Genomic DNA, 24906 nt, shown 5'->3' on the forward strand with positions numbered 1-24906 from the left:
CGTATGCAAGAGCGATATTCAAGACAAATGTTATTTTCAGGTGTTGGAGAAAAAGGACAACGGAAAATAAGAAGGAAGCATGTGCTCGTCATCGGTGCTGGTGCGCTTGGAGCAGCGAATGCAGAAGCAATTGTTAGAGCAGGTGTTGGAAAAATAACAATTGCTGATCGTGATTATGTAGAATGGAGTAATTTACAAAGGCAGCAATTATATACAGAAGAAGATGCGAAGCATTATAAGCCGAAAGCGATAGCGGCAGCAGAACATTTAAAGGCAATTAATTCCGAAGTAGAAATTGTACCGGTTGTGACTGATGTAACGGTGCAAGAAATGGAAGAGTTAATTAAAGGTGTAGATTTAATATTAGATGCGACAGATAATTTTGAAACGCGCCTGCTTATTAATGATATATCTCAGATGTATAACGTTCCGTGGATATACGGAGGATGTGTTGGAAGTTACGGAGTAACTTATACCATCTTGCCAGGAAAAACGCCGTGTTTTCGATGTTTAATGGAACATCCGGCGAGCGGAGCGACATGTGATACGGCCGGTATTATACAGCCAGCAGTGCAATTAGTAGTTGCACATCAAATAACGGAAGCCTTGAAAATATTAGTAGAAGATTTTGAGGCACTTCGTGAAACAATGCTATCATTTGATCTTTGGAATAATCAACAGATGGCATTTAAAGTGAATAGGCAGAAAAAGGATACATGTTTATCTTGTGGAAAGCTACGTACATATCCGAGTTTAACATTTGAAGCACAAACGAAAACAGAAGTATTATGTGGGCGAAATACAGTTCAAATCCGTCCAGGTGTGCGTCAGGGTTTTAATTTAGAAGAAATTAAAAAGCGCTTACAAAAAAGTGTGGATGTAAAAGCAACGCCATATTTATTATCATTTCCAGTGGAAGAATATCGTTTTGTTTTATTTACAGATGGCAGGGCGTTTATTCATGGTACGAATGATATGAATGTTGCGAAACGACTATATACAAGATATATAGGTTGAACCTAAAGGGAGATCCTTTAGGTTCAAATGGAAAAGGTAGGATTAAGAATTTCTAATATAATCTCCATTTTTTCCGCCCGTTTTTTCAAGTAAGTAGGTTTCGCCAATAATCATACCCTTATCAACGGCTTTACACATGTCATATACAGTAAGAGCGGTAGCGGAAGCGGCTGTTAAAGCTTCCATCTCAACGCCGGTACTACCTTCTGTTTTAACTTTTACTTCAATAAGTAGTCGATATTGTTCTTCTGACTGTTTCCAATCGAAAGAGACGTCAACACCTTTTAATAATAAAGGATGGCACATTGGGATAATATCAGAAGTACGTTTTGCAGCCATAATGCCTGCGATTTGTGCGACGGCTAATACGTCACCTTTACCAATTTCATTGTGAGAGATTTTATCAAAAATCTCTTTCGTAACGAGAATGCTAGAGCATGCTATTGCTGTTCGAACGGTTATTTTTTTATCACTTATATCAACCATTTTAGCGCGTCCTTGGTCGTTGAAATGTGTGAATGAAGACATGGAATTCCTCCTTGAAGTAATTGCGATTTAATATATAAAGTGTAATCGAGATTAGATATTTTGCAAATATGAGGTGAGAAACAATGGTAGAAAAACGAATCCCGATTCAAGTTGCTGAGGCAGTAGAGCGGGTTATGAAATACGCTAAGCATGGTGAAGTAGAAGAAGTTTCTATTACAGAAAGTTACGGGAGGATTCTTGGAGAGGATGTTGTCTCAAATCACGACGTTCCTCACTTTGATCGTTCTCCTTACGATGGTTTCGCAATCCGAGCAGAAGATACGAAGGAAGCGAGTCAAGAGCAGCCGGTTGAATTTGAAGTAATAGGAGAAATCGGAGCAGGATCTGTTTTTACAGAAGAAGTAGGGGCTTTTCAGGCGGTTCGTATTATGACAGGAGCAGCTATTCCAGAAGATTGCAATGCAGTCGTAATGCTAGAACTGACGGAAGGATTCGAGAGGAACGAAAGTACATATATGAAGTTAAAACGCCCTTTCCAAAACGGTGACAATGTGTCATTTAAAGGAGAAGATATAAAACAAAATCAAGTCCTTGTTAAGAAAGGTGTTGTAATTAATCCGGGTGTTGCCGCATTATTAGCGACGTTTGGATATAGCACTGTGAAAGTTGTAAAACAGCCGGTTGTCGGTATTGTAACGACAGGCAGCGAATTATTAGAAGTGCATGAGGCGTTAGAGCCAGGGAAAATTAGAAATAGTAACTCTTATATGATTGCCGCTCAAATTATGAAAGCTGGCGGAAAAGTTCGTTACTATGGACAACTTGCCGATGAGTTAGACGCATGTTTTACAGCAGTTAAATCGGCGATGGATGAGGTTGATATTTTAATTACAACGGGCGGTGTTTCAGTAGGGGATTACGACTATTTGCCAGCTATTTATGAAAAGTTACAGGCGAATGTACTCTTTAATAAAATAGCGATGAGGCCAGGGAGTGTAACGACAGTAGCTGAAGTTGATGGAAAGCTACTCTTCGGTTTATCAGGTAATCCGTCAGCTTGTTATGTAGGTTTCGAATTATTTGTGCATCCAATTATGAAAACGTATTTGAATGCGAAGGATCCTCACGTATATAGAGCCGATGCTATTTTGCAAAAAGATTTTCCGAAACCAAATCCGTTTACTCGTTTTGTAAGAGCGAAAGCGAGCGTTGTTAATGGGGCACTACAAGCGATGCCAGTCGGTTTAGATAAATCGAGTGCGGTCTCTTCACTTGCGGATGCAAATGCTTTTATCGTGCTGCCTGGAGGAACGAGAGGATTTGAAGCAGGAATGAAAGTGTCTGTATTATTGTTAGAATGCTCTGAGGGAAGTGATTGGCCGTGGGCAAAGCCTCTTCAATCTTACAAATAGTAGGGTATCAAAATAGCGGGAAAACAACACTTGTAGAGAAGATGGTACATGCATTAGCTGAAAGCGAAATGAAGGTTGCTACAATTAAACATCATGGTCACGGGGGCTTTCCTGAAGTAGCACAAAAAGATAGTGAAAGACACCGAAAAGCTGGTGCTGTAGTAAGTAGTGTAGAAGGCGCTGGATTACTATCTCTGTCCTCTTTGCGAGATGAATGGTCCTTGCAAGAAATTATCCGCTTGTACGAATTTTTTGAAGTGGATACGATTTTAATAGAGGGCTATAAAGCTGAGGAATATCCAAAAATAGTGTTACTTCGTTCTGCGGAAGACGCTGAACTTTTACATAAAGTAGAAAATATAGCGGCGGTTATTACGTGGTATGATGCTCCGTCAAATGTACGAGAAGAATATAAAGTATTTCATATAACAGAAGAAAAATTGTATATAGACTGGTTTTTACAAACGGTTAGGGGTGCAAAATGATAAATACGTATTATGAAGTAATTGATACAGAAATCTCGATTGAAGAGGTGGCAAAGAAAGTAGTTCGCCGTGAATGTGGTGCTGTCACAACATTTATCGGAACAGTTAGGGAGTTTACGAAAGGGCGTCGTACACTATACTTAGAGTATGTAGCTTATAAGACGATGGCAGAAAAGATGCTACAGAAAATTGGGTCAGAAGTGAAGGAGAAGTGGCCCGGTACACATGTTGCGATTACGCATCGCATCGGCACGCTGCAAATTTCTGATATAGCGGTTGTTGTTGCTGTATCAACGCCTCATCGCAAAGAGGCTTATGAAGCGAATGAATATATTATGGAGCGTATTAAGCAAATTGTTCCGATTTGGAAAAAGGAGTTTTGGGAAGATGGTGACTCATGGATTGGTGATCAATTAGAAAAAACACCATATCCAGCAGGAGAGCCTGGGAAGGAGTTATAAATATGATTCGAGTATTGTTATTTGCGAACTTGCAAGAAGAAGCAGGAACGAGTGAATTACAAATAGAGAAAGAAAATATTACGGTTGCAGAGTTAAAAGATATTGTTGCGAAAGAATATAATGTACCAGTGTCAGCGCCAATTATGGTTGCGATTAATGAAGAGTACGCAAATGAAGATGATACGATACAATCTGGTGATGTAGTTGCATTAATACCACCAGTGAGTGGTGGTTAATATTGGATTTGTGCTATAAAAAACGACTTTCCTATATAGGGAAAGTCGTTTTTTTATGGAAGTTTTGAGAACACTAACTTATAGAACAAGGAGGGAATTATGAAAAAGATATGTGTAATGATTTCAATGATATGTTCTGTTTTTTTCTTTTCTCCAAGCAATTCTTTGGCAAAAGAATCGACGGAACAGCTTTTAGAAAGTGCGTTACTGAATCGATATTACTCGGTTATAAGGCAAGTGACAGAAGATCAACATGAATGTGAATCCGTTGCAAACATAAAGCGCATAGGGAAGAAAGATGAGTTTATTCCTAAATTTGCAGTTGCGATACAATTTCTTACATTTCAAGGGGCACATAATCCGCCGAACGATCGTATTACACTCACTTTAGAAGATTATTTGGATCAAATAAAAATAAAAAAAGTAGAGCGAGAAAAAAATGTGTCTAGTGCGATCGCAGAAAAGGTTTGCGCACGTGCGAAGGAAAAAATGAAGGCACACTCTAATGGTGTAGAGCAGTAACTGATGACATTTAGTAAAGAAAGGTAATGAGCGATGGATATACTTTTAGCGATTTTACCAGCTATATTTTGGGGAAGCATTGTGCTATTTAACGTGAAACTGGGCGGGGGACCGTATAGTCAAACGCTCGGTACAACGTTCGGTGCGCTTATTTTTGCGATTGTTGTTTATATTTTTGTGAAGCCAGTATTAACGCCTACCGTTATTGGAGTTGGAATTGTGTCAGGTTTATTTTGGGCGCTTGGTCAGGCGAATCAATTGAAAAGTATTGATTTAATGGGTGTTTCCAGAACGATGCCAATTTCAACGGGACTTCAATTAGTTGCGACGACTTTATTTGGCGTTATTGTATTTCATGAATGGTCGACGACAATATCAGTTGTCCTTGGAGTTTTGGCGCTCGTTTGTATTATTATCGGGGTTGTTTTAACATCACTTCAAAGTAAAGAAGAAAAGAATGCAGAGCAAGCAGGGAATTTCAAAAAAGGAATTATTATTTTATTAATTTCAACGGTCGGTTATTTAGTTTATGTAGTAGTTATTAGGTTATTTAACGTAGATGGTTGGTCTGCTTTATTACCGCAAGCAGTCGGTATGGTGTTAGGAGGCATTTTACTTACGTTTAAACATCATCCATTTAATAAATATGCGATACGAAATATTATTCCAGGATTAATTTGGGCAGCTGGAAATATGTTTTTATTCATTTCGCAGCCGCGCGTCGGAGTTGCAACAAGTTTTTCACTTTCACAAATGGGCATTATTATTTCGACGCTTGGCGGGATTCTTATATTAGGTGAAAGAAAAACGAAGCGTCAATTAATAGGGATTGTCGTTGGTATCGTTTTTATTATCGCAGCCGGAATTATGCTAGGTATTGCAAAAAGTTAAAGGAGGTATTGAAATGTATAGCGATTTAGAAGGGAAAGTTGTCGTTATTACAGGGTCAGCAACGGGTCTCGGAAGAGCGATGGGGGTACGATTTGCTAAGGAGAAGGCGAAAGTTGTTATTAATTATCGCTCACGAGAGTCAGAAGCAAATGATGTGTTAGAAGAAATTAAAAAATTAGGCGGAGAAGCGATTGCTGTAAAAGGGGATGTCACGATTGAATCGGATGTTGTGAATCTCATTCAATCTGCTGTGAAAGAATTTGGTACGCTCGACGTTATGATTAATAATGCAGGGATAGAAAACGCAGTCCCATCGCACGAAATGCCGTTAGAGGATTGGAATAAAGTAATCAATACAAATTTAACGGGTGCTTTTTTAGGGAGCCGTGAAGCGATTAAATATTTTGTGGAAAATGATATTAAAGGATCTGTCATTAATATGTCTAGTGTTCATGAGAAAATCCCGTGGCCATTATTCGTGCACTATGCGGCAAGTAAGGGCGGTATTAAACTTATGACAGAAACGTTAGCGTTAGAATATGCACCGAAAGGTATTCGAGTAAATAATATTGGACCAGGTGCAATTAATACGCCAATTAATGCTGAAAAGTTTGCTGATCCAAAGCAGCGTGCTGACGTAGAAAGTATGATTCCGATGGGCTACATTGGAAAACCTGAAGAAATCGCAGCAGTAGCAACTTGGCTCGCTTCATCAGAGGCGAGTTACGTAACTGGAATTACGTTATTTGCAGATGGTGGAATGACTTTATACCCATCATTCCAAGCTGGGCGTGGGTAATATGAAAAGGACAAAGAGTTTTATCTCTTTGTCCTTTTTTGCAAAAAAAAATAGCGGTCGGCTATTTTTAAAATTAATGATTGATTGTATCTTGAAGAAATTCTGTTGCTTGATGTTCTGAAACATTCTGTACGAGCGCAACTTCACTAATAACCATTTTACGCGCATTATCTAGCATTTGTTTTTCGCTCGCATTTAATGCTCTTTCTTTATTGCGACGAAGTAAATCACGAACAACTTCTGCACTATCTTGAAGATTGCCGTTCTTCATTTTTTCCATATTCATTGTATATCTTTGTTTCCAAGAGAGTGATGGGTCTGATTCCCCATGATGAAATTCAAGAAGTATACCATCTAACGTACCTTTATCGACGATATAACGTATACCTGATTTTTGTAGTTGATTCATCGGAAGCATTACTTGCATATCTTTACTAATGATGCGTATAACACAATATTGACGCGTAGTGCCTAATATTTCTTTCTCTTCAATTGCTTCGATGATTCCTGCACCGTGCATTGGATAAACGATTTTATCACCAATTTGAAACAAATCATCCACCTCCATATGTGGTAACCACTTTTAATGATAACATACTAGGATAAAAATGTCAAATTTTATATAATATCACATCTGATATGCTGTAGTCAATATATAAAAGTCGTTTTTTAATTTGTTTTTTTGCTCTTATAACGTTGAATAAATAGGGGGGATTTTTTTAGAAAAATAGTACAGGCGCAGAAAGAAGGCATATCCACTTATTTTTAAGCATAAAATATAAAATCGCTAATACAATATACCTAAATCCGTTCTTTGCAAGGGAGGGAGAGAAGGTGGGGCGCACAATTAGAATTGATATTACAAATAAAGTTGTAGCTAAATTTAGGCAAGATTATTTGGAATTATATACGAGTAAGTTTATGATAGGTAAGTTTTATGTCTATACTGAAGATAAACAATATGTGTTAGAAGACGGATATATATATGAAGATGGAAAGTTTTATCGCATCATAGATACGCACCGTGGCAATAAACAAGCGGCGGAGGGCTGCGATCTAGGATGGTGTTAACATGATTCGTGTGAAAGTGTTTGATGAAAGTCATGAAAAAGACTTAGAAGAAGCTGTAAATGTATTTTTGAAAAAAATTGATGATGGAAATTTTGTAGATATAAAGTATCAAGTTGGTGTTTCAATTAACGATGATGAAAATCAAATTTATTGTTTTTCAGCGATGATTGTTTATAAAGCATAAAAAAGAGCTGGGGAGCCAGCTCTTTTTTATGCTTTATGTTGGGACAACATGTGTCGGTAAAATATTCATAATAGATTGTGTTGCGCCTGTTTTCTTTTCCGTTAAAAGAACTTCTCCTGTTTCATGCTCCTGAGCATCAGTGCACATACCGAGGTGATAACGATCACCTAAAAATGGATCAATATAAAAACCATTTTTGAATACTTTATCATTTGGATGTTTTTTATGGTGAATTTCAGAACAGTTAATGCAATAGAACATAGCTTTCATCTCCTTTTTATTTTTGTTAAAAAAAGTGGGTCGGTAGTCATTTCGCTTCTAAGGAAATGTTGAGGAGAAGAGAAATAACTACCTACCCAAATGGCGGGCATACTCCTTCTGATCTTTACATATCTCGCGTATTGTCCCCGAGGGAAGGAGGAGAGACGAAGTACAGATGAGATAAGTTAGGCGCTTCTCTCAATAGGAGTGATAGAGTTTCATATTGAGGGAATTTTCTATTTTTCATTGCCTTTGTGAGTATATTATGAAGGAATGCTGAGAGGGTGTTTGTCCTGTTGAAAAAATGTTGAGAATTTCTCAACAGTGAAAAAGAGCCTTTCTTGACATGAAACCAAAAGGTGTTATATTGTTAATGCGAAACTAAAAGGTGTTATATTTTGATGCCGAATAAAGGAGATATAAAATGGAACAACAAAATACATTAAATGATATTAAACAAACAATCGTTTTTGACGCGCCTATTCAAAAAGTATGGAATGTAGTATCAACTGCAGAAGGAATTGCGTCATGGTTTATGCCAAATGATTTCGAATTAGAGGTAGGACATGAGTTTCATGTGCAATCACCTTTTGGACCATCACCATGTAAGGTGTTAGAGATTGATGAACCAAATCATTTATCTTTCTCATGGGATACGGATGGCTGGGTTGTTTCATTTAATTTGAAAGACTTAGGAGATAATAAAACAGAATTTACGTTAATTCACGGCGGCTGGAAACATCCTGATGAAATTCTTCCGAAAGCGAATGCGAAGAGCTCTATTATTCGCGATAGAATGAATGGCGGCTGGGTAGCGATTGTAAATGAAAAACTGAAAAAGGTTGTCGAAGGTTAAATGGCCTCGTCAGCAGCGAAATATGACGTATTTCAAGCAATTGCTGATCCAACCCGCCGAGAAGTGTTACGGTTATTAAGTGATAAAGAGTTACCCATTTCAAAAATAACGGATCATTTTTCGATGAGCCGTACTGCAGTTGTAAAGCATCTTCATATTCTTTCAGAAGCGAATTTAGTGAGTGGAAGAAAGAGCGGAAGAGAAAAGATATACCGTTTGCATCCAGAGCCGTTAGAAGAATTACAGCAGTGGCTCTCGTATTATGAACGATTTTGGGATAATAAATTGTCCATGCTGCAACATATTGTGGAGAATGAAGAGTAGATTTTATGCAAAGAGGATGACCAAAATGGTCATCCTCTTTTTATTGTTCACTTGTTTGTTTAGCTGGCTTTAATAGGATCCAAGCGATAATTAATGTGAATACCGCTAATACGAACGTGCTCATATAAATGACGTGTACACTTGATGCTAATGCGGATTGAGACTCGGTTGCTACGTTTGCTGTAGCTCCTCCATGTCCGCCAGAAGAAACAAGATCAAGGTTTTTAATGCCACGTGCATGAATCATCGTATTGAAGATCGTTCCGAAGATTGCAGCGCCTAGTGTTTGACTAAATGTATTAATAAATGTGTTTAAACCAACTGCCGTTCCGCGCGTATGAGCCGGTACAGCTGCTTGAATTGTTACCATGTAAATTGGTGTAACAAGCCCCATTCCTAAGCCGAATAATCCGACTGCAACATAAATAAGGAATGATGGTGAATCTGTTGATAATGTAAATAATAAGAAAGTAGCAACTGATAAAATGCTAGCTCCAAGTAAAATAATTTGTTTCGTTTGTAACTTGCCAACTAAGTTACCGGAGAACATAGCACCGAATGTCCACATAACAGGAATCGGCATTAAAATGAGTCCAGCTTCTGTCGCATTTTTTCCTAAAACACCTTGGCTCCAAATTGGAAGATACACTGTAATACTAATAATCATTGCGCCAGCAATAAGTGTTAGTATGTTTATTGTAGATAATGTACGGTTAGAGAAAAGTGCTAGCGGAATTAATGGTTCCGGAGATTTTTTCTCGATGTATAAGAAAATAATGAATGAAACAGCGGCAAAGATTAATAGGCCGATAATTGAAATGTCTCCCCAGTTTTGCTTACTGCTACCTGTTAATAATGCGTATAGCAGAGCGATTGTACTTAATGAGAAGACTGTCGCACCAAGATAGTCGATATGTTGCTTAGCGGCGGACTTAACAGATTCCTTATAAGAAGTGGCAAACATTAAGCAAGCGATAATTCCAAAAGGAACGTTTAAGAAGAAAATATAGCGCCAAGAAAGAGAATCAACTAAAAATCCACCTACTAACGGCCCAATAACACCAGATACACCCCAAACGGCACTCATCCAGCCTTGTGCTTTCGCGCGGTCTTTCGCTTCGCTATATAGGTCTCCAATAATCGTCATTGTGATCGGCATAACAGCCCCAGCCCCTATACCTTGAAGAGCACGGAAGAAGATTAATTGTTCCATTGATGTAACGACTCCGCAAAGTGCAGAACCGATTAAGAAGATTGTTGCTCCGATGAGCAGAACTTTTTTACGGCCGAATAAATCAGCTAGCTTTCCGTATATTGGAGTCGAAACAGCTGTTGCAAGCATATAGATTGCATATACCCAACTAACAAGTTCGACACCTGACAAATCACTCGTTATACGAGGGATCGCTGTACTAACAATCGTTCCTTCTACCGCAGAAAGAAACGTCATTAGCATTAAAGACATCATGACTTTTTTTCTCATTTGTTTTCCCCTTACCCTTTTTCGAATATTCAACAATATAAAATATAAAGGTACTAAGGTATATAAAGCAACAAAAAAGCAATGGGAAGTTAGGAGGAAGGGATATTTTTGAAGAAACGGTCGATATATTTAAAGTATCGCCGATATAATTTCATGCGCCTATAAAAAAAGAAACAGGAGTCCCTGTTTCTTTTTTTAGTATTGCATTTTCGCATTTTGTCCTGCTGTTGTTCCGGCAATTCGACCAGTAACAAGGGCAGATGTAATGTTATAGCCGCCAGTATAACCGTGAATATCAAGAACTTCTCCGCAGAAGTATAAACCATTCGTGAATTTCGAAGCCATTTCTTTCGGGTTAATTTCTTTAACGGATACCCCTCCGCCAGTAACGAATGCTTTTTCAATTGACTGCGTACCATTTACATGGACGGTAAATTCTTTAAAGTCTTTCACAAGTGCGCGAATCTTCTCATGAGAAACTTGTCCAGCTTGTTCGCTACCGTCAATTTCATTTTTTTCTAATAAGAATAGGAAGTAACGTTCAGGAACATAGCCTTTTAAAACATTTTTAATTCCTTTTTTCGGATCTTCTTTCATTTGTTTCAGCATGCGCTGGAACAGTTGCTCACTATTTTCTTCTGGCAATGCATCGATACTCATGTGCACTGTGTTCGTTTTAAACTTTTTCATCGCTTTCACAACGAATTGGCTACAGCGAAGAGCAGCAGGACCAGATAGGCCGAAGTGAGTGAAGAGCATGTCCATTTTATGAGAAATGATAACTTTTCCTTTCGGGTTTAATACACTTAAGTTTACATCTCGTAAAGCAAGACCTTGTAATGTGCGGTCACGAATAAACGGTTCGTTTGAAAGGATTGGTACTTCTGTTGGGAAAAGTTCTGTAATTGTATGCCCAGCTTTTTCAGCCCAAGCGTATCCGTCTCCAGTAGAACCAGTTTGAGGAACAGATTTTCCCCCAACAGCGATAACGACGTGATTCGTTTCTAACACTTCGCCTGTTTGCAGAATAACAGCCTTCGTTTGACCGTTTTCATATTCAATCGTTTCAACAGGCGTATTCGTACGTATTTTCACACCTAAGTCTTTTAATCGTGTTAACAGTGCATCTACAACAGATTGCGCTTTATTTGATACTGGGAACATGCGGCCATGATCCTCTTCTTTCAGTTTTACACCGAGATTTTCGAAGAATGTAATAATATCTTCATTACTGAAAATAGAAAAAGCACTGTATAAGAAGCGACCATTTCCAGGTATATGTTTAACGATTTCATCAAGTGGTAGACGGTTCGTTACGTTACAACGACCACCACCAGAAATCGCAAGTTTACGTCCTAGTTTATTTCCTTTATCAAGAAGTAAGACGCTTGCGCCTTCTTCAGCAGCACCGATTGCAGCCATTAGCCCTGAAGGACCGCCGCCGATGACAATAACATCATAATGCATAATATATCGACCTCATTTTCTACATTTCCTGCCTAAAAGAATAGCATGTTTTCCCTTAAAAGAAAAATAGAGTGAAGTACTGCTTAAGAGGAGAATTGTGGTACAATACAAAAGTTAGAGTTCAGCATTATCCTGCTATTTATGGGCAATAAGACTACTACCTTAAGATTTAGGAGAAGTAAAGAGGGAGTTAAAGCGGCCTGTAAATGCTCGAATGGTTAGTAGGAGGAGAGTCTCCCGCTAATTATAGTTTCACTTTATCCCGCATTAACGGGCAGTAAAACTCCCACCTCAAAATTCGGCTAGAGCCAGGAAGTAAGGTGGAAGATAAACTGCCCGTAAAAGCCCGATTGGTTCAACTAATAATCAGTGGGGATGAACAAAATCCCCACTAATTAAAGTTTCACTTTATGTAGATGTAGGAGGATTTTTGTATGTCCGATTCAAAATTTCTGCGCGGAACGCTTATTGTGACGTTAGGGACATTTTTAGTAAAGTTCTTAGGCATGATTTACGTCTTTCCGTTTCATGCATTAGTAGGCACAGAAGGCGGAACGCTCTATACATATGGATACATTCCATATACGATATTTTTAAGTATCGCAACGGCAGGGGTGCCGCTTGCTGTTTCGAAGTTTGTTTCCAAATATAATGCACTTGGAGATTATAAAACGAGTCGGAGAATGTTCCGCTCGGGAATGGTTATGATGATAGTAACAGGAGTTCTTTCCTTCTTAGTACTGTACATGACCGCACCATTATTTGCAGAAGCAATGCTTGGTAAACAAAGTTTACAAAATAAGATAGAAGAAGTTACGACGATTATTCGCCTCGTAAGTTTTGCGCTTATTGTTGTGCCGGCAGCAAGTTTGATTCGTGGTTATTTCCAAGGCCACCAATCGATGGGACCGACTACGGTTTCACAAATTATTGAGCAAATTATTCGTATCGTCTTTTTATTAGCGGGTAGTTTCATCGTTATTAAAGTACTTGGCGGTACAGTAGCAACGGCAGTTGGTGTTGCTACATTCGCTGCATTCGTTTCAGCAGTTGGAGCACTTGGCGTATTAATTTGGTACTGGTTAAAACGTAAAAAATATTTGGATCAATATTTAATTGAGCAAACTGTACCAGAATCAACGGTGAGTACCGCTCAATTGTTTAAAGAGTTGTTTGCATATGCAATTCCTTACGTCGTAATTGGGTTAACAATTCCTTTATATCAACAAATTGATACATTGACATTTAACTCTATTATGCAGGCGATTGGTCAAGGGGATATCGCAGAGCGAGCACTTGGTATTTTCACGATGTGGACGCATAAATTAATTATGATTCCGGTATCACTTGCAACAGCGTTTAGTTTAACGCTCGTACCAGCGATTACAAAATCGTTTACTGAAAAGCAATACCGTTATTTAAAATTACAAATTACACAAACATTCCAGGCGAATATGTTTTTAACATTGCCAGCAGTTATCGGTATTTCTACACTTGCATATCCAATTTACACTGCTTTCTACGATTCAGATCCACTAGGTGGACAAGTATTAATGTGGTATGCACCAGTTGCATTGTTATTCGCTTTATTCACAGTAACAGCAGCTATCTTGCAAGGGATTAACAAGCAGAAACATGCAGTTATTGCGCTTGTGATGGGTGTTATTTTGAAATTTGTATGTAACGTAATCTTTATTCGTTATTTCGGTACAGTTGGGGCCATTTTAGCTACTGCAGTCGGTTTCTTAGCTTCCGTATGGTATACGAATAGACAAATCAAAAAACACGCACACTATTCATTTGGTGTTGTATATAAGAGAACATTCCAAATTGCAGTATTAACACTTGTAATGGTTATTGCTGTAAAACTATCACAATGGCTTCTATCCTTCATGATTTCGCCTGATGGCCGTATTGGTGCTCTTATTACAGTTGCGATTTGTGCAGGTATTGGTGGTCTTGTTTACGGATTGTTAGCGATTCGCACAGGAGTACTAGAAAGAGTATTTGGCGGAGAAGCTTTAGAGAAAATCCAGCGTAAACTTGGTAGTAGATTCAAAATAAAGTTGAAATCAAAAGGGGCGTAAATACGTCCCCTTTTCTATGATAAATAAAGAAGGTGAAGAACATGAGATTAGATAAATTATTAGCGAATATGGGACACGGAAGTAGAAAAGAAGTAAAGAAATTACTGAAAGACGGCGTTGTGAAAATTGATGGAACGCCAGTGAAAGATGCGAAGTTTCATGTGAATATAGAAGAGCAAGAGGTTATGATTCACGGTGAAGTTGTGGAATATAAAGAGTTTGTTTATTTAATGATGCATAAACCACAAGGTGTTATTTCAGCGACAGAAGATGATAACCACGAAACGGTAATAGATTTATTAGAATTAGAAGATGCGATTTTTGATCCATTCCCTGTTGGAAGACTTGATATTGATACAGAAGGTTTCTTATTGATCACAAATGACGGGAAGTTAACGCATCAACTATTATCTCCGAAAAAGCATGTGCCGAAAAAATATTATGCACACATTTCAGGCGTTGTAACGGAAGAGGATGTAATAGAATTCGCTAAAGGTGTTATTTTAGAAGATGGCTATGAAACGAAGCCAGGCGAACTTACAATTTTAAAAAGTGATGATATTTCCGAAATTGAGCTTGTTATTACAGAAGGAAAATTCCATCAAGTGAAGCGTATGTTTGAAGCGGTAGGGAAAAAAGTAGTGTATTTAAAGAGAACAGAGATGGGACCTTTAGTGTTAGATGAAGAGTTAGAACTTGGGCAATATCGTGAATTAACAGATGAAGAAGTAGAAATATTAAAGACGTATCAAGTAGATAACGAAAAGTAACGCCAATTTCAGAGCATAGAAAAGACCCCTTTCTAATGAGTTAGAAAGGGGTATGTATTTATTTACATACAATTATTTTTTGTTATGAGGTCATTCTCACTTTCTTTCCTGTCGTTGTCCACTTGCCGCGGCAAGGGCTATACACGAGTTCATTAAACTGCAACACATTTAGATCACGTTGTATCGTTCGCGGTGTGATCCCGAACTCATCTACAAGGTCTTTCGTTGTTACCGTACCGTTTTCATTGATGTACATATAAATTGATTTAATGCGTGTTAGCATACGAGTAGTTGTAGGTTTCAAGAGAAAACCACTCCTCTACCAGTTTTTTTGACCCCATTCAGGAAAGAAGGTCGTTACTACCATTGTACTCTACATGATAAAATTCATGCTTTAATCTACTTAAATTTTACAAAAGTTTAACAAAGATTCATATAGAAAAATATTGGTAGTTGACATTGTATATTTGGTCAGTCAACTAACTCATAAATTTCTACGTAAAACGCCAAATTCCTGCAAATTTTTTTGAGAAAATAAAAGAAAAACTAATAAGAAATATCTGAAATATTAAAATTGTTCGTTATTAGGTTTTCATGTATGGCATAAGAGATTTTCGTTTGCTATGATGAAAGAGACAATATAGTGAAGGATGGATGCGTGATGTCAACGATTAATTGGACAGAAGAAGTTACAAAACGAAAAGATGATTTAATTCTTGATACACAACAATTTTTGCAAATTAAAAGTGTATGGGAAGAAGAATCTGCGAAAGAGGGCGCGCCATTTGGTGAAGGTGTAGAAAAAGCCTTATCTTTCATGTTACATAAAGGAGAAGCAGAAGGTTTCACTTCTAAAAATTTAGAAGGATATGCAGGTCATCTTGAAATGGGACAAGGAGAAGAGTTAGTAGGTATTCTTTGTCACGTTGATGTTGTACCAGAAGGAGATGGCTGGACAACTCCAGCGTATAGTGCGGATATTCGCGACGGGAAGATTTTTGCACGCGGTGCAATTGATGATAAAGGGCCGACGATGGCAGCTTATTATGCGATGAAAATCGTTAAAGAATTAGGCTTACCTCTTTCAAAACGTGTTCGTATGATTTTAGGAACAGATGAGGAAAGTAATTGGAAGTGTGTAGATCATTATTTTAAAAATGAAGAAATGCCAACAATCGGTTTTGCGCCGGATGCAGATTTTCCAATTATTAATGCGGAAAAAGGAATTTCTGACATACAAGTTGTGCAAAATGGTAGCGAAGAGAAAGAAGGCACATTTAAGCTTCTTTCATTTGAGTCAGGTCGTCGTTTAAATATGGTTCCTGATTTTGCAGAAGCAGTTATTACAGGAGAAAATGTAAATGCACTTACAGTAGCATATGAAGAGTATTTACAAACTGCTAAAAAAATAGGTAAAGCAATTGTAGAAGGAAATACGGTGACGTTGCAAATCAAAGGGATTTCAGCTCACGGATCTACTCCAGAAAAGGGAGAAAATGCAGGTTTATTATTGGCAAACTGCTTAACGAAAGTTTCTCTTGATGGAAAAGGGGCTTCATTTGCATCGTTTGTAACAGAAACATTTACAGGTGATATTATTGGAGAAAAAGCTGGTATTTCTTATAAAGACGATATTAGCGGCCCGTTAACAGTGAATGTTGGTCGCCTGTCTTACTCGCAAGAAAACGGTGGTAATTTAGGATTAAATGTACGCTATCCAGTTACGACTAACTTTGAAGAAACGATTGCAAAGTTAAAAGAATATGTTGGTACTCATGGATTTGAAGTAGCGGATTATTCTAACTCTCGCCCGCATCACGTTGACAAAGATCATACGTTAATTCGTACTTTGCAACGCGTATATGAAGAACAAACTGGTGAAAAAGCTGAATTGTTAGCAATTGGCGGTGGTACTTATGCTCGTTCATTGAAAGCTGGCGTTGCATTTGGCCCGCTATTCCCAGGAAAAGAAGAACTTGCGCATCAAAAAGACGAGTACATTGAAATTGAAGATTTATTAAAAGCAACAGCGATTTATGCGCAAGCAATTCATGAATTAGCGAAATAATGAGAGGCCGTCCCAAAAGGTTTTTTGGGACGGTTTTCTGTTAGGAATAGGTTGCTTTTATTGTTGTATTTTGTTGTTAAGTCGATATTTCTTGTCGAAACGTCGATATAATTTCATTTATTATCGCGATCTTAACTAAAAAGAAAATAAATCTATTCAAAGGTTAGACTTTTTGGATGGTTTCCTTCTTTTTAGCTGAATGAGATAAGCAAGAAAAGCAACAATAACATAAAGGAGACGATGTAGATGGTGCCGCATTATTTTGTCGCAGTAACTTTACCACGTCATATAAAAGAAGTGCTCTCTAATTATAAAGAGGAAATGAAGGATGAATTACCATTTCGCTCGTGGGTACATGAAGAAGACTATCATATTACACTTTCATTTTTAGGAAGTGCGACAGAGGAACAATTAGAAGGAATAAAGAATGGATTACAAATACTTACAGAAACAAAAGAACTATCGTTCACGTTACAAGAATTTTCAACGTTTGGCCTAGAAGAAGAGCCGCGTATTTTTTGGGCCAAGGTAAGTGAGAATAATGATTTGGTTCAGTTGCAAAAACAAGTGCATACAATTTGTGAAGAAAATGGTTTTTCTCTAGAGACACGTCCTTATCATCCACATATTACTGTTGCTCGTAAATGGGTAGGAGAAAAAGTATTTGATCTGACAAATGTAAAAGATTTACCCGTAACATCATTTCGAGCAGATACGATTACTTTGTATGAATCTCACGTTAAGGAAACGCCAAAGTATAGACTAGTTGCCGAAATAAAATTACAAAAATAGAATGTGTGAAAACGTTTTTTATACAGGTGAATATACTATAGGGAATAATATGTTACTGTATAGAGCTTCGCTGATAAGAAAAGCCTTATCATGTGCAGCTCGTTTCATTTTAACTTTAAGAATGATGGTGATTTTTTATGTTGAAAGTAAAACGTCCATTTGATGCCTATTTAGATGAAATGAATAAAATTACAATTTTGCTCCCGCATGCGTATGGAACAAGCCGGACATTTCGTTTACAAGAAGGAAGCAATGTGAAAGAGTTACCGATTGTTCATACTATTGCTCTTCCAGATGCAACGAAGTATGAATGTTTTATAGAAGAGCCGCTAGATGTGGGGAAGTATTATACAGTACGGGATGAACGGAATGAAGAAACAGATTTACAAATAGGCGCTGTGATTCGAACAGTAGTTTTCGATGAAAAATATTATTACGAAGGTACCGACTTAGGTGCTGTGTATAAAAAAGAAGAAACAATATTTAAAGTATGGGCTCCGACCGCAAGGCTTGCGAAAGTACGGATTTATAAAAGTGATAAAGAATATATTGATTATGAAATGTACAGAGAAGAAAACGGAGTGTGGATTCATACATTACAAGGTGATCATGATGGAGCAAGATATACATTCCTTGTTTGTATTAATTTAATATGGAACGAAGCGGTTGATCCTTACGCAAAGTCAGTGACTGTAAATGGGAAATACGGCGTTGTTATCGATTTGGAAAAGACGAATGTAACAAAACGAGAGGAATTATCACCATTACAGTCAATGACAGATGCCATATTGTATGAACTGCATATTCGTGACGCTACTATTCATCCAAACAGTGGAGTGAATAAAAAGGGAACATATAAAGGATTGATGGAAGAAGAGACAACGGGAAGAAATGGGACATTAACAGGATTGTCTCATATAAAAGATTTAGGCGTTACACATGTTGAACTATTACCTTTACATTGTTTTGGTGGTATAGATGAAGTGAATCCTGCTTCCGCATATAATTGGGGATATAATCCATTATATTACAATATACCAACAGGATTTTATGTTACAAACCTTTCTGATCCGTATAACAGGATAGTAGAGTGTAAACAACTAATTGAAACATTTCATGATCACGGCATTCGAGTGATTATAGATGTTGTATATAATCATGTTTATGAAAGAGAATTATCATCATTTGAGAAGCTTGTCCCGGGATATTATTTTCGTCATGGGGAAGATGGTATGCCTTCTAATGGGACGGGAGTTGGAAATGATATAGCATCTGAACGGAAAATGATGAGGAAATTTATTATAGAATCTGTTTTATATTGGCTTACTGAATACAATGTTGATGGATTCCGATTTGATTTAATGGGGATTTCAGATGTTGAAACGATGAATGCGTTAGAAAAAGAAGTGCGAAAAATAAAGCAGGATGCGCTGTTATTAGGTGAAGGATGGGATTTACAAACACCGCTTCCTCTTGAAGAGAAAGCGACGTTAAATAATGCGAATAAAATGCCATGTATCGCACAGTTTAATGATCAATTTCGTGATGGAGTAAAAGGAAGTACTTTTAATATAAATAAACGTGGCTTTGCATTTGGTGGGCATGTAGACTGTAATCATTTGCAGTATATAGTAGCTGGTAGCCTTTTAAGTATGAAAGAAACAGGATTGTTCCTAGAGCCAGTACAAAGCATTAACTATGTAGAATGTCATGACAATATGACGATGTGGGATAAACTAGTGCAAAGTAATCCAGAATCAGAAGAAATTTTGAAAAGGCGTCATCGCTTAGCAACTGCAATGGTTATTCTTTCACAAGGTATTCCTTTCTTACATGCGGGGCAAGAGTTTTATCGTACGAAGCAAGGAAATGAAAATAGTTATAATGCAAATGATGAAATTAATCAATTAGATTGGGATCAAAAAGAAAAAGAGATGGAGACAGTTAACTATATAAAAGGTTTAATTGCGATTCGGAAGGAGCATGGGGCATTCCGATTCAAAAGCGCTGACCTTATAAAAAAGCATATGACTTTTTTGCAAACATCAAAAGAAGCACTTGCATACCACCTGCAACATGTAGAATTATTTGGGCCGTGGAAAGAGATTGTTGTGCTATTCAATAGCGGTTTGGAAGCTAAAACGGTGCAGCTTCCAAAAGAAGAAACGTGGCATGTGTTAGTAAACGAAAAGCAAGCAAAAATAGAGCCAATTTCTTCATTTAGAGGAAAGGAACTTCAATTGGCTCCAATTAGCACGTATATATTGACGATAATGTGACAAATCGCTACTTGACGATGAGAATGTAATAAATGTAGAATTGACAAAGGTGACGATTTTGATAAGTTGTCATTCTATGAGTGATTTTGTAAAATAAACTAGAAGAACAGGTGATTTATCCTGTTTTCGGCTTATGCCAAGTTTTTTCATTCAAATACAGTAAAATATATGAATCCACAACATGTGTAGAAATGTTGCGGTTTTTCTTTTCATAACTATAAAAGATAAGGATTTGTTAACGGGTAATGAATATGGAATGGTTGGAACAATTATTAGGAAAAGAGTGGAGTCTTATACCGGCTGGTGGAGTAACGGGCGATGCATATATTGCGCAAAACGGACAACAAAAGTTATTTTTAAAGCGGAATACATCGCCCTTTTTAGCGGTATTGTCAGCAGAAGGAATTGTTCCAAAATTACTTTGGACAAGAAGGGTAACGAACGGTGATGTAATTTCTGCTCAAAAATGGCTTCCGGGACAGAAGTTAGAGCCAGAGGATATGAAACTAGAACGTGTTGCGAAACTTTTGAAGAAAATACACTCCTCTAAAGCACTTGTGCAGATGATTCAAAGGCTAGGGAAGCAGCCGCTTCATGGGCAAGAGTTATTACAACAATTACAGCTCGTTTTAAGAGGAGATATAAGGGTTGATGAAACAATTCAGCAAGGTCTTCAATATTTAACTGAGTCATTAAAAGATATTGAGTACAATGAATTCGTTGTATGCCATTGTGATGTAAACCATAACAATTGGATATTGTCGGATGAAGATGAATTGTTTTTAATTGATTGGGATGGAGCTGTTATTGCTGATCCAGCTCTGGATATTGGTATGTTATTATATTGGTATGTTCCGCGCCATGAATGGAGTGAGTGGCTCGGATATTATGAGGTTGAACTAGATGAATCGTTGCTTAGGCGTATGAGATGGTATGTGATAGCACAAACGATTTTATCTATTCAATGGCACACAACAAAAAAGCAGCAAGCAGAAGCGAAATATTGGCATCAATATTTACAGCAACTACTTGCTTCAGAATAATACTTAAGAAAAATTGTCCATTCCAGCAATCCACTGAGTAAGTTGTTCTTGATTATTGGAAATATGGTTGTCCAAATTAGAGGAAGATTTACCCGATTGACTATAAGAATATACATCGTTTAGCATTGCTTTAGTGTCACTACTTATACTATCGTTTGCGAGTAACGATTGAATGAGGCGCTCTAATTGCTCGCATTCAGAAACTGTCCCGCAGCAATCACTTTGATGATTGATTAAAATATCTTTTAACACTTCTAATTGATGCTGTTGATTAATTGGCATGAACGGATCATCCTTTCGAGTGTTTTTCTCTCCCTAGAAATGTAAGAGAAAAAGCTGTTTCGTCATGGAATGTTTAATGCTTTATGTAGTTTTTATCAAAATGGTACATCTTATACTTGAAAGAAACGGACCGAGTGCTCGTACGTACTTGGTTTTTTGTTTGATAGATTGATTAAAACAGAAAGAAGGAATTTTTCCTTTAAAATAGTTTTGTAAAGAGAGGGAGACATCTATGCGTTTAAGACATAAGCCTTATGCAATGGATCGAATTAATGAGTATTCACATATCGTAATTGGAAAACCAGAGGAGAGCGCTGGTAACTGGAAAGAAATATTTGGAAATGAACAGCCAATTCATATTGAAGTAGGTACAGGACGTGGCCGCTTTATGTATGATATGGCAAAAGCAAATCCGCATATAAACTATATTGGAATTGAAAAATTCACAAGTGTTGTTGTAGATGCACTTGATAAATTAATTGAAGAAGAAGTACCGAACTTAAAGTTAATTAATAAAGATGCTGAAGATTTAACAGTTTTCTTTGCGAAAGGTGAAATTGACCGCGTTTATTTAAACTTCTCAGATCCATGGCCGAAGAATCGTCATACGAAGCGTCGTTTAACGTATAAAGCATTTTTACGCAATTATGAAGAAGTGTTAGTAGATGGTGGAGAAATTCATTTCAAAACTGATAACCAAAGCTTATTTGAATATTCTCTTATGAGTATGGCTGAGTATGGTATGTTATTAACTTACCTTAGCCTAGATCTTCATAATAGTGATTATGAAGGAAACATTATGACAGAATACGAAGAGAAATTCTCTAGTAAAGGTCATCGTATTTACCGAGTTGAAGCAAAATATCGTACGGAGCCTATGCAGTAATGCATAGGTTTTTTATATGAAAAATAATCGGAATATTATGTTAAAATTAAATAAAAAAAGGGGGATTGGATATGGAACAGTTACAAATTGGAAATATAAAAGTGACGTGGCTAAAAGGTGGGAATACACATTTAGATGGAGGCGCGATGTTTGGAGTTGTGCCAAAAGTACTTTGGTCACGCAAATATAAACATAATGATACAAATCATATTTATTTACGAACAGATCCGTTACTCTTGCAAACGAAAGAAGGAAACATGCTTATTGATGCAGGGATAGGGAACGGTAAATTGAATGAGAAAATGAAGCGGAATCAAGGTGTAACAGAAGAATCATCGGTTTATGAATCGTTAGAAAAACTGGGATTAAAACCTGAAGATATTCATTACGTCTTAATGACACATCTTCATTTTGACCATGCATCTGGTTTAACAAAATGGGAGGGAAACCACCTTGTTCCGGCGTTTCCGAACGCAACGATTTATGTAAGTGAGACTGAATGGAATGAAATGAAAAATCCCAATGTTAGATCGCGTAATACATATTGGAAGGAAAATTGGGAGCCAATCGTTGATAAGATTGTTACGTTCAGGCAAGAAATAGAAATTACGGATGAAATAAAAATGGCGCATACAGGTGGTCATAGTGATGGACATGCCGTTGTCATTCTTGAAAGTCAAGGTGAAACGATGCTTCATTTAGCGGATATTTTACCGACGCATGCACATCAAAATGTATTATGGGTAATGGCATACGATGATTATCCGATGACATCGATTGAACATAAACAAAAGTGGATGAAGTATGGTGCTGAAAAAGAGGCGTGGTTTACTTTTTATCATGATGCATATTACCGTGCAGTAAAGTGGAATGAAGAAGGGCATATAGTGGAAAAGATAGAGAGAAAAACGATTGTAGAAGCTTAAAAAAGCTAGTAATTACTAGCTTTTTTTATGCTGCTATAACTTCTAAGACAGTGCCTGTTTTAGCATCAACTAAAAATTCAAATCGTTCTTGTATTTCATCTAACATCGTTGTAAGACCGCCGCGATAAACTTCGTACGCGACATCATATTTTTCAAATGTCTCTGGAACCATATGTACCCAAGAGCCAGTAATTTCACCTTTATGACTTAATGCTTGTTTCACCATTTTCAATGCTTTTTCTGAAGAAATATGGGATTGTTCTTGTACTTTGTTTGCAACGAAATAACCAGCTGCAAACCCAACGCCAAGACCTGTGACTAAACCTTTCCAGCTCATATATTCACCTCAATTCTGTAAAATAAAAATAGTGTACCAATAATAATTATAATGCAAATGCAACTAAAAAAGAAGAAACTAGAAACATTTCGAAAATTTCGTTACAATAAAAGAGGTATTCTACTAAGGTTTGAAAGAAGGGGACTTCGTGAATAAAGAGACATTACAATTATTTCGTACGTTAACAGAATTACAAGGTGCATCAGGTTTTGAACATGATGTGCGCCGTTTTATGAAGCAAGAATTAAGCAAATATGCTGATGAAATTGTGCAAGACGGTTTAGGTAGCGTATTTGGCCTGAAAAAAGGGGACGAAACTGGCCCGCGCGTTCTTGTAGCAGGTCATATGGATGAAGTAGGTTTCATGGTTACGCAAATTACGAAAAATGGGATGCTTCGTTTTCAAACGTTAGGTGGCTGGTGGAGCCAAGTACTATTAGCTCAGCGTGTACAAGTTATGACGAAGAATGGTCCTGTTATTGGGGTTGTTGGTTCTATTCCGCCTCATTTATTAAGTGATGCGCAACGTGCAAAACCGATGGATATAAAAAATATGTTAATTGATATAGGTGCAGATAGTTATGAAGATGCGATTGAAATTGGCATAAAGCCAGGGCAACAAATCGTGCCAATCTGTCCATTCACGCCGATGGCAAATGAGAAGAAAATTATGGCGAAAGCTTGGGACAACCGCTATGGGTGTGGTCTTGCTATCGAATTGCTAAAAGAATTAAAAGATGAAACATTACCAAACACATTATACTCTGGTGCGACTGTACAAGAAGAAGTAGGTCTTCGCGGAGCACAAACTGCTGCAAATATGATTCAACCAGATATTTTCTATGCGCTTGATGCAAGTCCAGCAAATGATGCATCTGGTGATAAGACGCAGTTCGGTCAATTAGGAAAAGGAGCGCTTCTTCGTATTTATGACCGCACAATGGTAACACATAGAGGAATGCGCGAATTTATTTTGGATACAGCAGAAACACATAACATTCCGTACCAATACTTTATTTCACAAGGTGGTACAGATGCGGGCCGTGTACATACAAGTAACTCTGGTATCCCATCAGCAGTAATTGGTGTTTGTGCACGCTACATTCATACACATGCTTCTATTTTACATGTTGATGATTATGCGGCAGCGAAGGAATTAATTACGAAGCTTGTGAGAGCGACGGACAAAACGACGTTAGAGACAATTAAGAATAACGCGTAGAAAGGAAGGGCTGAAGAGCCTTTCTTTTTTTTAGGTAGGAGAGATGGCCTAGCGATGAGTGGTGGCGGTTAGTGCTTAATTGGTGCTCGAATGATGTATTAAGACCGCGGATAGGAAAAGAGAGGAAGGCTGTTTTGGGAAAACCTTTTCTTTTTTTAGGTAGGAGAGATGGCCCAGCGATGAGTGGTAGCGGTTAGTGCTTAATTGGTGGTCGAGCGATGCATTTAAACCCCGGATAGGAAGAAAGCGGGAGACT

The 24906-nt window shown here is 37.5% G+C and carries 29 protein-coding genes; 21 read left to right on the forward strand and 8 right to left on the reverse strand.

What is annotated here, in order from left to right:
* Positions 1 to 3: 3 nt before the first annotated feature.
* Entirely contained in the window at positions 4 to 1017 is a 1014-nt protein-coding gene (locus tag JTF23_RS12220; RefSeq protein ID WP_002160176.1) for a molybdopterin-synthase adenylyltransferase MoeB, read from the forward strand.
* A gap of 42 nt (positions 1018 to 1059) precedes the next feature.
* Here JTF23_RS12220 and moaC read toward each other — a convergent pair whose 3' ends face one another.
* The gene (gene moaC / locus JTF23_RS12225; protein ID WP_002112363.1) at positions 1060 to 1545 is read right to left on the reverse strand and encodes a cyclic pyranopterin monophosphate synthase MoaC; all 486 of its coding nucleotides are present in this window, start codon (positions 1543 to 1545) and stop codon (positions 1060 to 1062) included.
* Positions 1546 to 1628: 83 nt separating this feature from the next.
* On the opposite strand from moaC, the gene JTF23_RS12230 reads away from it, so the two are divergent.
* The 7 genes from JTF23_RS12230 (at position 1629) to JTF23_RS12260 (ending at position 6312) form a co-directional block, all read left to right on the forward strand.
* Complete coding sequence (locus tag JTF23_RS12230) at positions 1629 to 2918, forward strand: molybdopterin molybdotransferase MoeA (RefSeq protein ID WP_204208859.1); 1290 nt, start codon at positions 1629 to 1631, stop codon at positions 2916 to 2918.
* Positions 2882 to 3403, forward strand: coding sequence for a molybdopterin-guanine dinucleotide biosynthesis protein B (mobB, locus tag JTF23_RS12235; protein WP_071151606.1), 522 nt, complete (start codon positions 2882 to 2884; stop codon positions 3401 to 3403). The genes JTF23_RS12230 and mobB overlap by 37 nt, the downstream gene beginning before the upstream one ends.
* A complete protein-coding gene (gene moaE, locus JTF23_RS12240) occupies positions 3400 to 3864 on the forward strand; it encodes a molybdopterin synthase catalytic subunit MoaE (protein ID WP_002112357.1) in 465 nt (154 codons plus the stop codon). The genes mobB and moaE overlap by 4 nt, the downstream gene beginning before the upstream one ends.
* A 2-nt stretch (positions 3865 to 3866) precedes the next feature.
* Positions 3867 to 4100: a molybdopterin converting factor subunit 1 gene (moaD, locus tag JTF23_RS12245; protein WP_000621795.1), complete on the forward strand. Its 234-nt coding sequence runs from the start codon at positions 3867 to 3869 to the stop codon at positions 4098 to 4100.
* 99 nt (positions 4101 to 4199) lie between these two features.
* Positions 4200 to 4622, forward strand: coding sequence for a DUF3888 domain-containing protein (locus JTF23_RS12250; protein ID WP_204208860.1), 423 nt, complete (start codon positions 4200 to 4202; stop codon positions 4620 to 4622).
* Positions 4623 to 4655: 33 nt separating this feature from the next.
* Entirely contained in the window at positions 4656 to 5513 is an 858-nt protein-coding gene (gene glcU / locus JTF23_RS12255) for a glucose uptake protein GlcU (protein WP_002199106.1), read from the forward strand.
* 13 nt (positions 5514 to 5526) lie between these two features.
* A complete protein-coding gene (locus JTF23_RS12260; protein ID WP_016106386.1) occupies positions 5527 to 6312 on the forward strand; it encodes a glucose 1-dehydrogenase in 786 nt (261 codons plus the stop codon).
* Between the two features lie 73 nt (positions 6313 to 6385).
* On the opposite strand, the gene JTF23_RS12265 is transcribed toward JTF23_RS12260, so the two are convergent.
* Positions 6386 to 6880: a CarD family transcriptional regulator gene (locus tag JTF23_RS12265; protein ID WP_087947353.1), complete on the reverse strand. Its 495-nt coding sequence runs from the start codon at positions 6878 to 6880 to the stop codon at positions 6386 to 6388.
* 266 nt (positions 6881 to 7146) lie between these two features.
* Here JTF23_RS12265 and JTF23_RS12270 point away from each other — a divergent pair, with 266 nt between their 5' ends.
* The gene (locus JTF23_RS12270) at positions 7147 to 7383 is read left to right on the forward strand and encodes a DUF2553 family protein (protein WP_002089059.1); all 237 of its coding nucleotides are present in this window, start codon (positions 7147 to 7149) and stop codon (positions 7381 to 7383) included.
* A gap of 1 nt (position 7384) precedes the next feature.
* Complete coding sequence (locus JTF23_RS12275; RefSeq protein WP_002112353.1) at positions 7385 to 7567, forward strand: sporulation protein Cse60; 183 nt, start codon at positions 7385 to 7387, stop codon at positions 7565 to 7567.
* A gap of 33 nt (positions 7568 to 7600) precedes the next feature.
* Here JTF23_RS12275 and JTF23_RS12280 read toward each other — a convergent pair whose 3' ends face one another.
* Positions 7601 to 7828 carry a DUF3973 domain-containing protein gene (locus tag JTF23_RS12280; protein ID WP_199708933.1) on the reverse strand — a complete coding sequence of 76 codons (228 nt, stop codon included), beginning with the start codon at positions 7826 to 7828 and terminating at the stop codon, positions 7601 to 7603.
* 424 nt (positions 7829 to 8252) lie between these two features.
* Between JTF23_RS12280 and JTF23_RS12285 the strand changes: the two genes are divergently transcribed.
* Both JTF23_RS12285 and JTF23_RS12290 read left to right on the forward strand, forming a co-directional pair.
* Positions 8253 to 8684 (forward strand): SRPBCC family protein, encoded by a 432-nt coding sequence (locus JTF23_RS12285; RefSeq protein WP_078173963.1) that lies wholly within the window; start codon positions 8253 to 8255, stop codon positions 8682 to 8684.
* Complete coding sequence (locus tag JTF23_RS12290; protein WP_204208861.1) at positions 8685 to 9008, forward strand: ArsR/SmtB family transcription factor; 324 nt, start codon at positions 8685 to 8687, stop codon at positions 9006 to 9008.
* Positions 9009 to 9048: 40 nt separating this feature from the next.
* On the opposite strand, the gene JTF23_RS12295 is transcribed toward JTF23_RS12290, so the two are convergent.
* Together JTF23_RS12295 and JTF23_RS12300 are read right to left on the reverse strand one after the other, a co-directional pair.
* Complete coding sequence (locus JTF23_RS12295) at positions 9049 to 10491, reverse strand: MDR family MFS transporter (RefSeq protein WP_002112346.1); 1443 nt, start codon at positions 10489 to 10491, stop codon at positions 9049 to 9051.
* A 195-nt stretch (positions 10492 to 10686) separates the two neighbouring features.
* Positions 10687 to 11958, reverse strand: a complete 1272-nt coding sequence (locus JTF23_RS12300; RefSeq protein WP_002112345.1) for a BaiN/RdsA family NAD(P)/FAD-dependent oxidoreductase — start codon at positions 11956 to 11958, stop codon at positions 10687 to 10689.
* Positions 11959 to 12392: 434 nt separating this feature from the next.
* Here JTF23_RS12300 and JTF23_RS12305 point away from each other — a divergent pair, with 434 nt between their 5' ends.
* Both JTF23_RS12305 and JTF23_RS12310 read left to right on the forward strand, forming a co-directional pair.
* Positions 12393 to 14045 carry a putative polysaccharide biosynthesis protein gene (locus JTF23_RS12305; protein ID WP_002112344.1) on the forward strand — a complete coding sequence of 551 codons (1653 nt, stop codon included), beginning with the start codon at positions 12393 to 12395 and terminating at the stop codon, positions 14043 to 14045.
* Between the two features lie 41 nt (positions 14046 to 14086).
* On the forward strand, positions 14087 to 14815 hold the full coding sequence (locus tag JTF23_RS12310) for a pseudouridine synthase (protein WP_002160186.1): 729 nt from the start codon (positions 14087 to 14089) through the stop codon (positions 14813 to 14815).
* Positions 14816 to 14897: 82 nt separating this feature from the next.
* Here the strand turns inward: JTF23_RS12310 and JTF23_RS12315 are convergent, their stop codons facing one another.
* Positions 14898 to 15119: a DeoR family transcriptional regulator gene (locus JTF23_RS12315; RefSeq protein ID WP_000805512.1), complete on the reverse strand. Its 222-nt coding sequence runs from the start codon at positions 15117 to 15119 to the stop codon at positions 14898 to 14900.
* A 357-nt stretch (positions 15120 to 15476) separates the two neighbouring features.
* On the opposite strand from JTF23_RS12315, the gene pepV reads away from it, so the two are divergent.
* The 4 genes from pepV to JTF23_RS12335 all read left to right on the forward strand — a co-directional run bounded on the left by pepV (position 15477) and on the right by JTF23_RS12335 (position 20997).
* Positions 15477 to 16883, forward strand: a complete 1407-nt coding sequence (gene pepV, locus JTF23_RS12320) for a dipeptidase PepV (protein WP_204208862.1) — start codon at positions 15477 to 15479, stop codon at positions 16881 to 16883.
* 246 nt (positions 16884 to 17129) lie between these two features.
* Entirely contained in the window at positions 17130 to 17675 is a 546-nt protein-coding gene (gene thpR / locus JTF23_RS12325; protein WP_204208863.1) for an RNA 2',3'-cyclic phosphodiesterase, read from the forward strand.
* A 137-nt stretch (positions 17676 to 17812) separates the two neighbouring features.
* A complete protein-coding gene (gene pulA, locus JTF23_RS12330; RefSeq protein ID WP_252188010.1) occupies positions 17813 to 19954 on the forward strand; it encodes a type I pullulanase in 2142 nt (713 codons plus the stop codon).
* 245 nt (positions 19955 to 20199) lie between these two features.
* Positions 20200 to 20997, forward strand: coding sequence for a phosphotransferase family protein (locus tag JTF23_RS12335; protein WP_002160190.1), 798 nt, complete (start codon positions 20200 to 20202; stop codon positions 20995 to 20997).
* A 3-nt stretch (positions 20998 to 21000) separates the two neighbouring features.
* Here JTF23_RS12335 and JTF23_RS12340 read toward each other — a convergent pair whose 3' ends face one another.
* On the reverse strand, positions 21001 to 21279 hold the full coding sequence (locus tag JTF23_RS12340; protein WP_002160191.1) for a YtzH-like family protein: 279 nt from the start codon (positions 21277 to 21279) through the stop codon (positions 21001 to 21003).
* A 232-nt stretch (positions 21280 to 21511) separates the two neighbouring features.
* Here JTF23_RS12340 and trmB point away from each other — a divergent pair, with 232 nt between their 5' ends.
* Positions 21512 to 22165: a tRNA (guanosine(46)-N7)-methyltransferase TrmB gene (gene trmB, locus JTF23_RS12345; RefSeq protein WP_078173969.1), complete on the forward strand. Its 654-nt coding sequence runs from the start codon at positions 21512 to 21514 to the stop codon at positions 22163 to 22165.
* Between the two features lie 71 nt (positions 22166 to 22236).
* Positions 22237 to 23091, forward strand: a complete 855-nt coding sequence (locus JTF23_RS12350; RefSeq protein ID WP_204208864.1) for a YtnP family quorum-quenching lactonase — start codon at positions 22237 to 22239, stop codon at positions 23089 to 23091.
* Positions 23092 to 23116: 25 nt separating this feature from the next.
* Here JTF23_RS12350 and JTF23_RS12355 read toward each other — a convergent pair whose 3' ends face one another.
* Complete coding sequence (locus JTF23_RS12355; protein ID WP_002112333.1) at positions 23117 to 23428, reverse strand: PepSY domain-containing protein; 312 nt, start codon at positions 23426 to 23428, stop codon at positions 23117 to 23119.
* A gap of 148 nt (positions 23429 to 23576) precedes the next feature.
* Here JTF23_RS12355 and JTF23_RS12360 point away from each other — a divergent pair, with 148 nt between their 5' ends.
* Positions 23577 to 24650 (forward strand): M42 family metallopeptidase, encoded by a 1074-nt coding sequence (locus JTF23_RS12360; RefSeq protein WP_002123132.1) that lies wholly within the window; start codon positions 23577 to 23579, stop codon positions 24648 to 24650.
* Positions 24651 to 24906: the final 256 nt, after the last annotated feature.

This window comes from Bacillus sp. RIT 809, assembly GCF_016892495.1.
Taxonomy (GTDB): Bacteria; Bacillota; Bacilli; order Bacillales; family Bacillaceae_G; genus Bacillus_A; species Bacillus_A cereus_U.